Annotated in this window: 12 protein-coding genes; 6 read left to right on the forward strand and 6 right to left on the reverse strand. The window is 62.2% G+C overall.

Features of this window, described 5'->3' with window-relative positions:
- Positions 1 to 28 precede the first annotated feature (28 nt).
- From QM596_RS16525 to QM596_RS16535, 3 genes are all read left to right on the forward strand, one after another.
- The gene (locus tag QM596_RS16525) at positions 29 to 1,015 is read left to right on the forward strand and encodes a sucrase ferredoxin (RefSeq protein WP_250885132.1); all 987 of its coding nucleotides are present in this window, start codon (positions 29 to 31) and stop codon (positions 1,013 to 1,015) included.
- 125 nt (positions 1,016 to 1,140) lie between these two features.
- On the forward strand, positions 1,141 to 2,418 hold the full coding sequence (locus QM596_RS16530) for an acyl-CoA dehydrogenase family protein (protein WP_020968556.1): 1,278 nt from the start codon (positions 1,141 to 1,143) through the stop codon (positions 2,416 to 2,418).
- Complete coding sequence (locus QM596_RS16535) at positions 2,415 to 3,638, forward strand: acyl-CoA dehydrogenase family protein (RefSeq protein ID WP_283309464.1); 1,224 nt, start codon at positions 2,415 to 2,417, stop codon at positions 3,636 to 3,638. Before QM596_RS16530 ends, QM596_RS16535 begins: the two co-directional genes overlap by 4 nt.
- 131 nt (positions 3,639 to 3,769) lie before the next feature.
- Here QM596_RS16535 and QM596_RS16540 read toward each other — a convergent pair whose 3' ends face one another.
- On the reverse strand, positions 3,770 to 5,182 hold the full coding sequence (locus tag QM596_RS16540; protein ID WP_003945501.1) for a C4-dicarboxylate transporter DctA: 1,413 nt from the start codon (positions 5,180 to 5,182) through the stop codon (positions 3,770 to 3,772).
- Positions 5,183 to 5,301: 119 nt separating this feature from the next.
- Here QM596_RS16540 and QM596_RS16545 point away from each other — a divergent pair, with 119 nt between their 5' ends.
- Both QM596_RS16545 and QM596_RS16550 read left to right on the forward strand, forming a co-directional pair.
- Positions 5,302 to 6,888: a sensor histidine kinase gene (locus QM596_RS16545; RefSeq protein WP_019747069.1), complete on the forward strand. Its 1,587-nt coding sequence runs from the start codon at positions 5,302 to 5,304 to the stop codon at positions 6,886 to 6,888.
- Complete coding sequence (locus QM596_RS16550) at positions 6,885 to 7,574, forward strand: response regulator (RefSeq protein WP_003945570.1); 690 nt, start codon at positions 6,885 to 6,887, stop codon at positions 7,572 to 7,574. The genes QM596_RS16545 and QM596_RS16550 overlap by 4 nt, the downstream gene beginning before the upstream one ends.
- Before the next feature lie 12 nt (positions 7,575 to 7,586).
- Here QM596_RS16550 and QM596_RS16555 read toward each other — a convergent pair whose 3' ends face one another.
- The 3 genes from QM596_RS16555 to QM596_RS16565 form a co-directional block, all read right to left on the reverse strand.
- A complete protein-coding gene (locus QM596_RS16555) occupies positions 7,587 to 9,701 on the reverse strand; it encodes a S9 family peptidase (RefSeq protein ID WP_019747068.1) in 2,115 nt (704 codons plus the stop codon).
- Positions 9,698 to 10,591 carry a phosphoribosylaminoimidazolesuccinocarboxamide synthase gene (locus QM596_RS16560; protein WP_019747067.1) on the reverse strand — a complete coding sequence of 298 codons (894 nt, stop codon included), beginning with the start codon at positions 10,589 to 10,591 and terminating at the stop codon, positions 9,698 to 9,700. Before QM596_RS16560 ends, QM596_RS16555 begins: the two co-directional genes overlap by 4 nt.
- Before the next feature lie 155 nt (positions 10,592 to 10,746).
- Positions 10,747 to 11,781 (reverse strand): ABC transporter substrate-binding protein, encoded by a 1,035-nt coding sequence (locus QM596_RS16565; RefSeq protein WP_020906369.1) that lies wholly within the window; start codon positions 11,779 to 11,781, stop codon positions 10,747 to 10,749.
- 250 nt (positions 11,782 to 12,031) lie between these two features.
- On the opposite strand from QM596_RS16565, the gene QM596_RS16570 reads away from it, so the two are divergent.
- Positions 12,032 to 12,964: a tyrosine-protein phosphatase gene (locus tag QM596_RS16570; protein WP_283309467.1), complete on the forward strand. Its 933-nt coding sequence runs from the start codon at positions 12,032 to 12,034 to the stop codon at positions 12,962 to 12,964.
- Between the two features lie 97 nt (positions 12,965 to 13,061).
- Here QM596_RS16570 and QM596_RS16575 read toward each other — a convergent pair whose 3' ends face one another.
- Together QM596_RS16575 and QM596_RS16580 are read right to left on the reverse strand one after the other, a co-directional pair.
- The gene (locus tag QM596_RS16575; RefSeq protein WP_019747064.1) at positions 13,062 to 13,724 is read right to left on the reverse strand and encodes a response regulator transcription factor; all 663 of its coding nucleotides are present in this window, start codon (positions 13,722 to 13,724) and stop codon (positions 13,062 to 13,064) included.
- Positions 13,721 to 14,998 (reverse strand): sensor histidine kinase, encoded by a 1,278-nt coding sequence (locus tag QM596_RS16580; protein ID WP_020906367.1) that lies wholly within the window; start codon positions 14,996 to 14,998, stop codon positions 13,721 to 13,723. The genes QM596_RS16575 and QM596_RS16580 overlap by 4 nt, the downstream gene beginning before the upstream one ends.
- Positions 14,999 to 15,117: the final 119 nt, after the last annotated feature.

Raw genomic sequence — 15,117 nt, forward strand, 5'->3', positions numbered from 1 at the left:
GCCTAACCTACGAGACTGGAGCCTCATCATGTCTTCCCTTCCCTGCCACACCTGCAGCGACGGTGTCCTGGGGAAGGCATCTATGCAGTGCTTTCCGGAATTTGTCGCCAATCCGCAAACCAGTCGACGCCCTCACGCCTGTACACGGCAGTCGTCGACCGCCGGCGAACCGATGGTCGGTCGCGCCGGAATGACACATCTGTGGGTGTTGATCGAGCACCCCGGCCCCTGGCCGGCGTCCGCTCCTGACGACGTTCTCCCCGTCGCACTCACCGAAAAAATCTACGCAGCGCAGGGTCGTATTCGCCTCGTGGTGATCCGGCGGCCCCGCAACCGCCGAGTCCTCACCCCGATGTGCGTACTCGCCTGGACGGACGGCACACGTCAGTGGATGCGGGAAGGGTCGGTCGACCGATACGAGGACCTGTCGGTACTGCCGTTCGAATCGATGGCCACCGGAGTGGAACCCGACTTCGGCCGCTCCCGCACGGAACCGCTCTTCGCGGTCTGCACACATGGAAAGAAGGATGCGTGCTGCGCGGAACTCGGTCGCCCGGTCGTGTCGGCGCTGAACGCGGCACAGATCGCAGATGTGTGGGAATGCAGTCACATCGGCGGAGATCGATTCGCGGCCAACATGATTGCGTGGCCCGCCGCAGTCTATTTCAGCCGACTGGACGGCAACTCCGCGATCGATGCAGCCGAAAAATACCAAGCCGGAGAATTGGAGCTGCTGCACCTGCGCGGCCGAGCGGCACTGTCACAGGCCGCTCAGGCCGCCGAACACGCAGTCCGACGCGTTACCGGCATCGTCGCGACGGACGCACTCGAGAGTGTCGCCGAGAGCGTCGACGGAGAACATACGACTGTCGATCTTCGATTGGAGGCGAGAGACTTTCGCGTGGTCGTTCGACCCGGCTCTCCAGGGCAGCCGTTCCGACACGATTGCGGTTCCGGAGGAACTGTCGAATGGAACGGATGGATCGTAGAACACCTTCACGAGCAATCGCACTGACCACTCGATTCCGGTAGAACTGCCCGGCAGGCCATCGAACCGAGATTTGCGCGGCCTGACAACACTTCGAATCAGGTCGCGATGAAGGATCGACGCCCCTGGTGATTACAGCTTGCATTCTTCCCATGACCACCGCACTGACGCCGAATGCCGTTTCCCGGTCTGCAGATCCGATCAAGAGTGAGGTCGACTACGAAACACTGGCAGCAAAATTCCGTCCGATCTTCGCGGACATCGCACAAGCCGTCGTCGAACGCGAACGCGATCACGTGCTTCCCTTCCAACAGATCGACGCACTCAAGAAAGCAGGCTTCGGCGCCGTTCGGGTGCCGACAACACACGGTGGATCCGGCGCGAGCATCCCGCAATTGATCCGGTTACTAGTCGAGTTGTCGAGCGCCGATTCCAACATCACCCAGGCACTGCGCGGTCATTTCGCGTTTGTCGAAGACCGACTGGTCGCCGACCCCGGGCCTGAGCGTGACACCTGGCTCCGACGCTTCGCGGAGGGACAGTTGGTCGGCAACGCGTGGACCGAAATCGGCGACGTTGCATTGGGCGAAGCCAACACCAAGGTCTCGCCCGCACCCGATTCCGACCATTTCTTGGCGAACGGGGCAAAGTTCTACAGCACGGGTTCCATTTTCGCCGACTGGATCGACCTGTACTCGCAGCGCACCGACACCGGCGCATTCGTGATCGCCGCAGTCGAAGCGAGACAACCCGGTGTCACACACAGTGACGACTGGAACGGGTTCGGCCAGCAGACGACTGGCTCCGGCTCGTCCGTTTACGAGAACGCAATAGTCCAGCCGGAGAACATCTTCGACTTCTCGACGCGCTTCAAATACCAGACCGCGTTCTACCAACTGTTCCATCTCGCCACTCTCGCCGGCATCGCCAAGGCTGCGACAACCGAGATCTCTCGTCGAGTCGCCTCTCGTACTCGAACCTTCAGTCACGGCAACGCTCCGAGATACGCGCAGGATTCGCAGATCCAGCAAGTTGTCGGCGAGGTGTCCTCGGCTGCCTTTGCAGCCGAGGCCGTGGCGCTGCACGCAGCACAGTCGTCCCAATGGGCATACGAAGCCGCATTCTCCGGCTCGCCGGAGGAAGAGAAAGCCGCCAACATCGCAGCCGAAATCGATTCGGGGCGAGGGCAGGTCGCCTCGATCGGACTCGTCGTTCCGGCCACGGCCAAGATCTTCGACGCACTCGGCGCTTCCGGAGTGAGCCGCGACCTCGATCTCGATCGGTTCTGGCGCAACGCGCGCACCGTGGCCAGTCATAATCCGGTCGTCTTCAAATCCAAAGTTGTCGGCGACTACGAAATCAACGGAACCGAACCGATTTACGTGTGGGCCATCGGGACTGCACCGACCGAAAAGGATGTACAGGCATGACCGTGACCAGTGAAACCGAAGTCTTCGTCGGCGTTCCCGACACATCCGAAGGCTGGATCGACCGCGCTCGCGAGGTGAGCAACGTCCTTGCCGCCGACGCACTCGCCCGCGACCGAGCCGGCGAACCACCGTTCCGAGAAGTCCAGCTGCTCAAGGAAAGTGGTCTGGTGACACTGCTGGGTCCGATCGAGTTCGGCGGCGGTGGGCAGCGATGGGAGACCGCCTACAAGGTGGTTCGGGAGATCGCGCGCGCCGACGGCTCGATCGGGCAACTGCTCGGGTATCACTACCTGTGGGCATGGGCAGCCAGATTGGTCGGAACCGATCCGCAGATCTCCGCTGTCGAGGAGCTGTACACGAGCAACCGATTCTTCTTCGGCGGCGCGGTGAACCCTCGAGACACCGACCTCACCGTCGTGGATCGCGGAGACACCCTGGTGTTCAACGGCGTGAAGTCGTTTTCCACCGGCGGACGAGTCACCGACCTCACGGTGCTCGAAGGAATCATCGACGGAACTGCGACGCATGTGTTCGCTATCGTGCCGACTGCTCAGGACGGCATAGTCTTCCGCGGAGACTGGGACAATCTCGGACAGCGCCTCACCGATTCCGGCAGTGTCGAGATCAACGACGTCGAGGTCGACTGGGCAAGTGCGGCAGGCTTTGTCGACAAGGAATTCCAACCTCTGGTCTACAACACGCTGAACTTCCCCGCGATCGAGATCGTGTTCGCGAACTTCTACCTCGGGATCGCCCGTGGCGCACTGGACACTGCGGCCGAGTACACCCGAACCCGTACGCGTCCATGGCCGTACGGCGGTGACAACCGCGAAATCGCAACCGACGAGTGGTACCTCCGTGAGGGCTACGGCGACTTGCAATCGAAGCTGTGGGCGGCGGAGGCCTTCGTGGATCAGGTCAGCCGTGAGGCCGACGCCGTGCTCCACGACGCTCGCGAAAACCTCACCGAGCAGGCTCGCGGCGACCTCGCCGTACGCATTGCGGCCGCAAAACTTCGCGCCGCCGACGTCTCCTTGGAGATCAGCAACAAGATCTTCGAACTGACCGGTGCCAGAGCCACGTCCAACGATGTCGGCCTGGATATCTACTGGCGCAACATCCGGACGCATACCCTTCACGATCCGCTCGCGTACAAGCGCCGTGAAGTCGGTAGTCGTTTTCTGACCGGCGAGATTCCCGAACCCACCTGGTACACATAGCACCCACGAACAGAAAGAGACCGTCGCACGGTTGGTGCGGCGGTCTCTTTCATCGTTACGACCAGGATCACTGATCGTAGATCGGGTTCCGCGCCTGCTGTGCGGTCAAACGTTCAGCAGAGCGGAAGTATCTAGTGATGGCTCACAAATGACTGCTTGGTGCCGGTCGGAGCCGTTTCGAGTTTGTGCTGCTCTTCTTCGTCCTCGTCGTCGAGCATCGTGGCTTCGTTGAACGGAATCTTCCCGTCGAGCACCTCGATGACGCGTTCCTTGTCGATCGTCTTGGTCCACGCGCCGACCAGGAGAGTCGCGACCGCATTGCCCGAGAAGTTGGTGATCGCTCGCGCTTCCGACATGAAGCGGTCGATTCCGACGATGAGTCCGACGCCGTCGAGAAGCTCGGGGCGATGGCTCTGAAGTCCGCCGGCCAGCGTGGCCAGACCGGCGCCGCTGACTCCCGCAGCGCCCTTGGAGGCGATGATCATGAACACCAGCAGCGAGAGCTGTTCACCGAAGGCGAGCGGCTGTCCCATGGCGTCGGCGATGAAGATCGAGGCCATCGTCAGGTAGATCGCGGTGCCGTCGAGGTTGAACGAGTAGCCGGTGGGAACGACGATGCCCACCGTGGTGCGCTCGACGCCTACGTGCTCCATCTTGGCGATCAGACGCGGCAGTGCCGATTCGGAGGACGACGTGGCGAAGATGAGCAGGTACTCACGGGCCAAGTACTTGACCAGCTTGAAGATGTTGAATCCGGTGACGGCGCGCAGCAGCGTTCCGAGAACACCGAAGACGAAGATCAGGCAGGTCAGGTAGAAGCCGATCATCAGGGTTCCGAGCTGGACGACGGCGTTCAAACCGGTCTGGCCGACGACGCTGGCGATGGCGCCGAAAGCACCGATCGGGGCGAGCCAGAGAATCATCGTCAGGATCTTGAACACGAGCTTCTGGATGTATCCGACGGCCTTGAGAATCGGCTCACCCGACTTGCCGAGCGACTGGATCGCGAAGCCGACCAGAAGGGCGACGAACAGAGTCTGCAGCACGCTGCCGGCGGTGAGGGAGGACAGCATCGACGTCGGAATGATGGACGCGATGAAGTCCCAGGTACCGCCCGCGCTGTGGGCCTGATCTGCAAGCTTGGCCACGGAGGCCGCGTTGGGCGTGATGTTCAGGCCACTGCCCGGGTTGAGCAGGTTGCCGACGCCCAGGCCGATCGCGAGTGCGATGGTGGACATCCCGATGAAGTAGGCGAGTGCGAGGCCGCCGACCTTGCCGACCTTGGCCGCAGCTCGAACCGAGCCGATGCCGAGCACGATGGTGCAGAAGATGACCGGGCTGATCATCATCTTGATCAGGCTGACGAACAACGTGCCGAGTACACCGACGGACTTACCGAACTCGGGTGCGAGCCAACCGACGAGGATGCCGCCGATAACCGCGACGATGACGCTCATGTAGAGCCAATGCGTCTTGTCGCGCTTTGCCTTGGTGCCCTCGGGCTGTGGGGAACCGTCTACTGTCCCTGTTGCCGTGCTGCTCATGGGGTGTCCTTTGGATCGGATATCTGTGAAGTGATCGGGATCACTTCGAGTCGTGGAGAATTCTTGTTGCAAACAGGTGGGCCCGGAAGTTTGTGTTCATTACGTTCAGGAGGCGCTCGATGGTCGAACGAAAGACCGGCCGACGTATGAGCGTCGCCAGGCAGATCCTGCTCCTGCAATTGGCGTTGTTGGCGCTGGTCATCGGCGTGGGGGCCGCGCTCGCAGTTGTCGACGAACGCCGAGACAGCGACGACGCGATCCGCAGGCAGGTGAGCTCGATAGCGCAGACTCTCGCCCTGTCGGATTCGACGGCGGCCGCCCTGACGAGTCCGGACCCGACCGCGATTCTGCAACCACAGACCGAGAAGATCCGACAGGCAACCGGCGTCGATTTCATCGTGGTGATGGCGCCGGATCGCACTCGGTTCACCCACACGAGCCCGGAGCTGATCGGTCAACTGTTCAACGGAAACATTGACCGCGCACTCGCCGGCGTGACCTTCACGGAGACGTACGCCGGGTCGCTGGGGCCGTCGATCCGCGCAGTCACTCCTGTCTACGATTCCGGCGGAACCCTGGTCGGTCTGGTTTCTGCCGGTGTCACCCGCGAGCAGATCAGCAAGCAGTTCGCCCAAAGTGTTCCGGTCATCCTGTTCGTTGCCGGCGGCGGTCTTCTTGCCGCCCTCCTGAGTTCACTTCTGGTGAGCCGACGCATCAGGCGACAGACCCTGGGAATGGCTCCGGACGAACTGCGCACCATGTACGAGCACCACGACGCCGTACTGCACAGCATCGGTGAGGGTTTGGTGGTGATCGGGCAAGGCCGAAGCAAAGACGCGCGAGTGGACATAGTCAACGACGAAGCACGTCGCCTCCTCGATCTACCGGACGGGCCCGTGCCACTTTCATCCATCCCCGAGACCATGCGGGTCGACGACGCCTCTCCCGCGAAGGATCAAGTGCACCTCACCGACAAGCGCGTGCTGGTGGTCAACCAACACCCGGTTGAGTGGGAAGGCAACAGAATTGGCACCGTGCTGACAATTCGCGATCACACCGAACTTCAGAACGTACTCGGGGAATTGGATTCGGTACGTAGTTTTGCCGAGTCGCTTCGATCGCAAGCCCACGAGAGCGCAAATCGTCTGCACACGATCATCACGATGGTCGAGTTGGGGCGAAACGAGGACGCAGTGGCCTTCGCCACCAACGAATTGCGAGTGTCCCAACAGCTGATCGATCGTCTGATGAATGCGGTCCACGAGCCGGCGCTGGCCGCACTACTGCTCGGGAAAATGAGCGAAGCGACCGAACGCGGGGTCGACCTGACCATCACGGAAGACACCGCGCTCGGTCCGGTTCCTTCGCTCAATGCACGCGAGTTGGTCACGCTGGTCGGCAATCTCGTGGACAATGCTATTGACGCATCGCGCGCGAGCGAGTCTCCGTGGGTGGAAGTGACGGTAATGGAAGAGGATTCGATGATGGTTGTTGCCGTCGCCGACAGCGGCCCGGGAATGACACCCGAAGCACTCGAAAAGGCCAAGGGCCGTGGCTACTCCACAAAATCCGGCTCTCGCGGACTCGGTCTCGCACTGGTCTCTCAAGTCGTGAAACGGCATGGCGGCACGCTCACCAGCGAGCCGGCGATGGGCTCCATGCTGGTTGTCCGTATCCCGCTGCGCGAGGCGGAAGCACCGCGATGATCCGTGTACTGATAGTCGACGACGAACCGTTGATCGCGCAGGCACACCGTTCCTACGTCGAGCGTGTGCCGGAATTCGTGGTCCACGGCGTGGTTCATTCCGGGAACGCCGCCGTGCGTGCAGTTACGGCGGCCAATGCCACCGACCAGCCCATCGACCTGGTCCTGCTCGACATCGGGTTGCCCGACGCCAGCGGTCTCGACGTGGCCTCCGCCCTGGGCGGGTTGCGGCCCAGTCCGGACATCATCGCGGTTACCTCGGCGCGCGATCTGGAGGTGGTCCGAAGCGCCGTGGCTCGCGGGATCGTCCTCTATCTTCTCAAGCCGTTCACTTTCGCAGCATTCCGCGACAAGCTCGAGCGCTACCTCGAATATCGTGCAGCACTTCCCGCTGGCGAGTCTGCGGTCAGTCAACACGACATCGACCGCGCGATGTCCGCACTACGAACGTCCGACGATCGAGCAGCGGCGCCGAAAGGCTTTGCATCTCAAACGCTCGGACTCGTCGCAGCGTCTGTCCGGGATTCTGAGGGACCCGTGACCGCTGCAGAGGTGGCAGCATCGGTCGGCGTGTCCCGGGTGACGGCCTGGCGCTACCTGGAAAAGCTGGCAGACGACGGCATGCTCACCCGGGAGACCGAGTACGGGCGCGCTGGGCGCCCTCAGGTTCGTTACCGCAGAACCTGATTGACACAGAATCTAGTTTGCGCCAACCGTGTCGAGAACCCAGGCGAACTCGAATGCGACCTCTTTCCACTTCTCGTACCGACCGCTGACACCGCCGTGTCCGGCGCTCATCTCGGTCTTGAGAAGTAGCGGAGCATCACCGGTCTTGGTGGCGCGCAGTTTTGCGACCCACTTGGCCGGCTCCACGTACAGAACACGGGTGTCGTTGATGCTCGTGATCGCAAGAATGGCGGGATAGTCCTTGGCTTCCACGTTCTCGTACGGGCTGTACGAGCGCATGTAGTCGTAGACGTCCTTGTTGTGCAGCGGATCTCCCCATTCGTCCCACTCGATGACCGTCAACGGCAGCGACGGATCGAGAATCGACGTCAGCGGGTCGACAAACGGAACATTGGCGAGAATGCCGGCAAACAGTTCCGGAGCGAGATTGGCGACAGCCCCCATCAGCAATCCACCCGCACTACCGCCGTCGGCAACCATCCGATCGGCCGCCGTGACACCGGTGTCGATCAAATGCTTTGCGCACGAGACAAAATCGGTGAAGGTATTCTTCTTCGTGAGCGTCTTGCCGTTTTCGTACCAGTGACGACCCATCTCGCCGCCGCCGCGCACGTGTGCGACCACGAAGACGACGCCGCGATCGAGCAACGACAAGCGGGCAACCGAGAACGACGGGTCGATGCTCGCCTCGTAGGAACCGTAGCCGTACAACAGCAGCGGCGCGGGACCTTCCGGCGCACCTACGCGCCTCACGATCGAGAGCGGAATGCGGGTTCCGTCGTCGGCCACTGCCCAGTCGCGACGCTGCTCGTAATTACTCGCATCGAAGTCACCGAGAACAGGCTGCGACTTGCGCAGTGCCAGTTCACCACTGGCGACGTAGTAGTCGTACACCTGCCCGGGAGTGATGAACGACGTGAAGCCGAGTCGGATGGTGGGCTGCGCCCATTCCGGATTGGACCCCATACCGATGCTGAAGAGTTCTTCGTCGAAGTCGATTTCGTGACGCTCGCCGTAGCCGTCATCCGTCAACGGCCACACGGCAACCCGAGTGAGCGCCTCGCGGCGGTAGCTCAGGACGAGGTGTCCGGCAAAGGCTTCGGCTTCTTCCAGACGAACGTCTGCGCTGTGCTCGATCAGCGTCGTCATGTTTGTCGGATCCGACACGGGAGCTTCCACCAACACGAAGTTCTCGGCCTTGACTCCGTCCACGACGTCGTTGTGGAGGATCAGGAAGCGGTCCTCTCCCCCGATCACCGCGTGTTCAGCGCCGTACTCGACGCCCTCGCGACGCGGGATGATGACGCGGAAGTCGCCTTCCGGGTTCGCCGATTCCAGCATCCAGCCTTCGCTGGTCACCTTGGAACCGACCCAGATCATCAGGTACTTCTCACTGCGGGTAGACCCCACCGAAACCCAGTACCGCTCGTCGGGCTCGTGGAACACCGAAACATCTTGACTCTGCGGCGTTCCCAGCTTGTGACGCCACACGGTGTCCGGACGCCAGGAATCGTCGACCGTCATGTAGAAGACGTGACTGTGGTCGATCGCCCAGGTGGCGCCAGGCGCGGTATCGGGAATCTCGTCGGCGAGCATCTCACCGGTCTCGAGGTTCTTGAACCGCAAGGTGTACCGCTCGTCGCCGACGATGTCCACCGAGTACGCGAGCAACGTGCCGTCCTCGCTGATGGAGAACGCGCCGAGCGAAAAGAACTCGTGCCCTTCGGCTTCGACGTTGCCGTCCATGAGGATCTGCTCGCCGGCCAGCTCGACGCCGGGCGTCAGGTTGGGCGGAGTCCAATCGTCTTCACCGGCGATGGGGCACCGGCACTGGACGGTGTACGACTTGCCTTCCACGCTGCGCGAGTAGTACCACCACTTACCCATGCGAGTGGGCACCGACATGTCGGTTTCCTGCGTCCGCGACTTGATCTCCTGGAAGATCTTCTCGCGCAACGGCTCGAGCGCGGCCGTCTGCTCGTCGGTGTACGCGTTTTCGGCTTCGAGGTATGCGACGACCTCGGCGTTGTCCTTGTCCCGCAGCCACTCGTAGTCATCGACGAACGTGTGTCCGTGATGGGTACGTTCGGCGGGGACCTTCTTTGCGACCGGCGGGATCAGGCTCATGCGCTGGGACCGACCCAATCGTCGAAGGACAGACCGGAAATGCGCTCGTACGCCTCGATGTAGCGTGCCCGAGTCGCGTCGACGATCTCCTGCGGCAACGGCGGCGGTGTCGTGTCCGAGCTACGGTCCCAGCCGGATTCGGGGCTCGTGAGCCAGTCGCGCACGAACTGCTTGTCGAAACTGGGCTGCACCTTGCCCGCTTCGTAGCCTTCGAGAGGCCAGTAGCGCGACGAGTCGGGGGTGAGCACCTCGTCGGCGAGCACGAGGTTTCCACCGGAGTCGAGACCGAATTCGAGCTTGGTGTCCGCAAGGATGATTCCGCGATCGGCCGCGAAGTTGGAGGCGCGGGCATAAACGTCGAGAGTGTCCTCGCGAAGCTGCACTGCCAGCTTCTGGCCGACCTTCTCCACTACCTGATCGAAGCTGATGTTCTCGTCGTGATCCCCGAGAGCTGCCTTGGACGCCGGGGTGAAGATCGGGTCGGGCAGCCGCGACGCCTCGACGAGGCCCTCGGGCAACGCGACGCCGCACACTGCGCCGGTGTTGTTGTAGTCGACCAGGCCGGAGCCGGTGAGGAAGCCACGAACGACGCATTCGACGGGAACCATGTCGAGGGAGCGCACCACGAGAGCGCGGCCGAGAACCTCTTCCGGGATGCGATCGTCGTCGGGCTCGCCGGCCAGGTGGTTGGTGCCACCGAGGACGTTGAAGAAGAACACGCTCATCGCGGTGAGCACGCGACCCTTGTCCGGGATCGGCGTGCTGAGCACGTGGTCGTAGGCCGAGATCCGATCACTCGCGACAAGCAGCAGATGCTCGTCGTCGATCGTGTAAAGGTCACGGACCTTGCCACCGGCCAGATGAGTGTAGGAATCAAGTGTAGGACGCACCCGGTCACCCTATCGGGCGTTCGCAGTTCGTACAGAACCCCGGTAGCCGGGACAGGTGAGCGTCCTCGCCGTTCGGAGAGCTGTCCGCCCTGCTCATCCGGATATGCAGGTGGCCCCTCGCCAGCAGGCGAGAGGCCACCGTCACAGTCGATGAACTACTGGTTTGCGGGCAGCTTCGACAGGCCCTCGTCGATCGAATCCAGCGTCAGAAGAGCCGTCTGATAGGTCGCGGCCAACGAATGCTGGACCTGGACGACGTTGCCGGCCTTCACTGCGGGCAATTCCTTCCACAGCTCGGAATTGACCAGCTCCTGCAACTGCGGAGACATCGAGCCATCGGCGTTGAGGCCGTAGACGATCACGTCGACATTTCCGAGATTTTCGCCGATCTTCTCGATGGATACCTGTTCGACGTGGATGTCGGCGGGGTCTGCGGGGGTGCCGGGGAACTGCAGTCCGAGTCCGTCGAAGAGATTGGTCGTGTACGAAGACGCGTACTCGCGTGAGAAGGTGCCGGCCTCGGGCTTGCAGACGTTGCACACGCCGCCGAAGGTCAACGAGCCGAGCTTGTCCTTGTACTTCGCGGCCAGTTCGGCGGTTTTGGCGTCGTAGTCGTCCTTGAACTCGCCGTAGGTGTCGGAGACATTCGCGGCATCGGCGAACTGCTCGCCCAGCACTCGCCAATCAGCAGGAACCGTCGGTCCCAGGAAGACGACGGGAGCGGCCGCCTTGAGCTGCGCCATGTCCAGCTGGCTTTCGACACGAGCGGGAACACCCATGATGATCAGATCGGGCTCGGCAGCGACGATTCCCTCGTAGTTGAGCTGGGAGACGTTGCCGTCGGGCGCGACCTTCGGCAGAGCTTCGTAAGCGGCCTTGGTCTTGTCGTCCATGTTGCCGAGTTCACGGGTCCACTCACATACTGCTGCCAGGTTCGCTCCCGCCTGAATCAGCGGCAGAACTGCGTATCCGCAGGCCACGATCCGCTGCGGGTCGCTCGGGATCTCGATGGATCCGTTCTGTGCCTCGAAGACACGGGTCTGCGAGCTCGCGGCTGTCGTCGACGATTCGGACGACGCCTCCTCGGAGTTGCTGCAGCCGGCGACGCCGACCGCCAGCGCAGCTGCTGCGCCGATCACCACTGCGCGGCGAAACCACGACAGACCTTGAACCCGCATGTTGAACTCCATCTGAACGCACCGGACTGCTCCGGAATTGATTTGGTGAGGCTAACCAATATCAGGGCACTGGACCTTTACACAAACACAGGTCCCGAGGAATGAACTGCGCCTCCCGAGTCACTCACGCTCACAGCAGCACGCCTCCCACTGAGAGGGAGCAAAGCAAGATTCCTCTCGAATCGGACACGCGAACTCGCTACCTTGCCTTCGCGATACCTCATCGACCAGCCACTCTCTCCGCTCGACGAAGGGCTCACACATGTCCCGATCCACGCGCACGTGCTCGCTACGGTCTGCCGCGGCCATTGCGTTGACCAGCAGCTTTCTCATCACCGGTTTCGGCGCCTCGATCGCGCACGCCGAACCTGCCCCCTCGGCTCCACAGTTCGGCTCACTGGATTTCGGATCCAGCAACTTCGGCAGTGCCGAGCAAACCCCAGATGCTCCGCGGCTGACCGGGATCGACAATTTCCGCGACGTCGCAGGCACCGGCGCCGGATACTCGGGAACTCTCGGTCTGCCCGTGAACAAGGGAGTCTTCTACCGCGCGAACGCGATCACGCCCAAGGGCGATGACATGAGCATTCTCGAAAAGCTGGGACTGACAAAGGTTTACGATCTGCGCACGGAACCCGAGATCGCCAGCAAGCCGGATGTCCTGCCCAACGGGGTTGCGTACGAGAACATTCCGATCCTGTCCGGGAACATCGCCGAGATGGTCGCGAAGATCAAGTCCCCCGAGGACTCACGATCGATGATGCAGGACATGAACCGCGCCTTCGTCACCGGAGCGACGGAGCGAGCCGGGTTCGCACAGTTGCTCACGGGCCTCGCGGAAACCGAAGGCGCACAGGTCTTCCATTGCACTGCAGGTAAAGACCGCACCGGCTGGACGTCGTTTCTGCTGCTGAGCATCGCCGGTGTCGACCGCTCAGTGATCATGAATGACTACTTGCTGACCAACGAATACACAGCCGAAGGCATGAAGGCCACGCGTGCGGGTATCGCGGCGAGCCTGGGCGAACAGATGGCCGTCAACATGGAGCCCCTGTTGGGTGTCGAGGCAAGCTATCTCGATGCCGGCCTCGCCCAGTTGGACCTGACCTACGGGTCGGTCGATCGTTACCTGACCGAGGGCTTGGGTCTGAGTCCGGCGACCGTCATGACGCTCAAAGCCAAACTGCTGGGCTGAGCGATCCAGCTGCCCCGGGTTCGACGAGGGGTCGAACCCGGGGCACGTGGAATTTCTCTGCCCGTGCCGTGCCGGATGCGCCGCAGCGTCACGTGCGTCAGCGCGATACGGCGATCACGTTGTTTCGGTACGCCCAGATGACGATCTGCACACGGGTGCGCACCTGCAGCTTCTTGCAGATGTTGCTGATGTGCGACTTCACCGTGCTCTGCTCGAGGCTGAGGGAATCTGCGATGTCGTTGTTTCCCAAGCCTTGTGACAGCAACTGCACCACATCCATTTCACGCGCGCTGAGACCGTGATCCGATCCGGAGCGCGCCGTGGACATCGGTGCCGGTTTGCGCCTCGCGAACTCCACGATCAGTCTCGACGTCAATCTCGGAGAGAGCACCGAACCACCCTCGGCCACGGTCAGCACTGCCGACGAGAGCTCCTCTGGATCGGCGTCTTTGAGCAGGAACCCTGCGGCGCCACTGTCGAGCGCCTCGAAAACGTACTCGTCGAGATCGAACGTGGTGATCACGACGACGCGGGTCGCCGGAAACTCGGCAAGGACCTCCCTGGTCGCGGTCAACCCGTCACCGTGAGGCATTCGGATATCCATCAGTACGACGTCCGGACGCAGTGCACGCACCTGCTCGTACGCCTCGACTCCCGTCTTGGCATGCCCGACGACGCGAATCTCGGGGTGACCGGAGAGAAACAGTTCGAACCCCTGCCGTACCACCTGCTGGTCGTCTGCAATAAGGACGTCGATCATGCGTTGATCCTCCCGTTCACCGGCACCAGTGCCTGCACAGCCCACTCACCTTCCGAATTCGGTCCGGCATCCAGTTGACCACCCATGAGCGTCGCGCGTTCGCGCATTCCCACAATTCCGAGGTTTTGCCCGTCGGAGGACGGACGAGCATTCCCGAGCGTATTGATCACCCGGACTCTCACCGCACCGGCTTCTCGGCTCAGACATACCTTGGACTCGCTACCCGGCGCATGGCGAAGGACGTTCGACAACGCCTCCTGGACGATGCGGTAGCACGTCAACTGGACTCCGCTGTCCAGGTCGTCGAAGCGGCCGACCTTCTCGAGCGAGATCGACGAGATGGTGCGCCTGCAGTCGTCCACCAACTCGTCGATGTCGGAGACCATGGGCGTCGGGAAATCGGGGTCTTCCTCACCCAGACGGAGGATCCCCACGATCTGCCGCAAGCTGTTGAGGGCCCGCTGCCCCTGCTCGATGACGCCGCCCAGGAGGGCTTGCGCTTGTTCGGGATTGCTCGAGAAGAACTTGTCGGCGGCACGGGCCTGGATGATCATGCCGGTCATGTGGTGAGCCGCGACGTCGTGCAACTCACGTGCCATGTCCTGCCGTTCGGCGACAACGGCATTCGCGATCTTGCGTTCGCGGTCCCGGTGCAGATCCGCTACCGCCTGACTGTTCTCCACTGCTTGCTTTCGCAGACGCGCGACGATCTTTCCCATGGCGGCGACGACCAGAAAACTCGTGACGGTGTTTGCCGCCGGCTCGAGGAACAGGTGGGGCAACTCCCCCACCTGAACCTCTGCGACCGTCAGCCCGTCCCGCTCGGTGAGATACATCGCCAAGATCACGTCCATCGCCATTCCGAGGACCAGCAGTCCGACCAGGCGCATGCCGCTCACCCGGATGGACACTGCCATGATCGCGAACCAGAAAAGCGGCGTGGCCCCCAGCGATCGACTGCCGAGGAAGAGCATCAATCCGCCGGATCCTGCCAACGTCAGGAGGTAGTACGCGATCGGGTACCGCCGGCGCGCACACGCCACAACGGTCAACACCGTCAGGAAACCCATGATGCCGACGACGGTTCCCGGATCGCTCAGCACTCGATTGCTCGTCTCGGGTTCAGTCTTGAGACTGGCGAGACCGAACACCCACGGCACACTCAGCAGGCCGACGATCACGGCCGCCGTGGCCGGGTTGTTCAGGTTGAAACGTCCCCACCCTCGCGATGCCAGGGCTTGCCCCGAGACATTCTGACCAGCCGAGTCGAACATCCACTCCCCATTCCGCATCCGATGATTGACGTTCATGGTGGCATGCGCGCACCACTTGGTCCCACATTCGGCGAACGTGAAGGGAATGTTCGATTCTCGGCTACAACCAAAGGACTAGT

It is taken from the genome of Rhodococcus sp. IEGM 1406 (genome assembly GCF_030056745.1).
In the GTDB taxonomy this organism is placed as follows: Bacteria; Actinomycetota; Actinomycetes; order Mycobacteriales; family Mycobacteriaceae; genus Rhodococcus_F; species Rhodococcus_F erythropolis.

Excerpts from the sequence above, each read along its gene's own strand:
- QM596_RS16525 (WP_250885132.1), top strand. The coding sequence starts at position 29 with ATGTCTTCCCTTCCCTGCCACACCTGCAGCGACGGTGTCCTGGGGAAG.
- QM596_RS16530 (WP_020968556.1), top strand. The coding sequence starts at position 1,141 with ATGACCACCGCACTGACGCCGAATGCCGTTTCCCGGTCTGCAGATCCG.
- QM596_RS16535 (WP_283309464.1), top strand. The coding sequence starts at position 2,415 with ATGACCGTGACCAGTGAAACCGAAGTCTTCGTCGGCGTTCCCGACACA.
- QM596_RS16540 (WP_003945501.1), bottom strand. The coding sequence starts at position 5,182 with ATGAGCAGCACGGCAACAGGGACAGTAGACGGTTCCCCACAGCCCGAG.
- QM596_RS16545 (WP_019747069.1), top strand. The coding sequence starts at position 5,302 with ATGGTCGAACGAAAGACCGGCCGACGTATGAGCGTCGCCAGGCAGATC.
- QM596_RS16550 (WP_003945570.1), top strand. The coding sequence starts at position 6,885 with ATGATCCGTGTACTGATAGTCGACGACGAACCGTTGATCGCGCAGGCA.
- QM596_RS16555 (WP_019747068.1), bottom strand. The coding sequence starts at position 9,701 with ATGAGCCTGATCCCGCCGGTCGCAAAGAAGGTCCCCGCCGAACGTACC.
- QM596_RS16565 (WP_020906369.1), bottom strand. The coding sequence starts at position 11,781 with ATGGAGTTCAACATGCGGGTTCAAGGTCTGTCGTGGTTTCGCCGCGCA.
- QM596_RS16570 (WP_283309467.1), top strand. The coding sequence starts at position 12,032 with ATGTCCCGATCCACGCGCACGTGCTCGCTACGGTCTGCCGCGGCCATT.
- QM596_RS16575 (WP_019747064.1), bottom strand. The coding sequence starts at position 13,724 with ATGATCGACGTCCTTATTGCAGACGACCAGCAGGTGGTACGGCAGGGG.
- QM596_RS16580 (WP_020906367.1), bottom strand. The coding sequence starts at position 14,998 with ATGTTCGACTCGGCTGGTCAGAATGTCTCGGGGCAAGCCCTGGCATCG.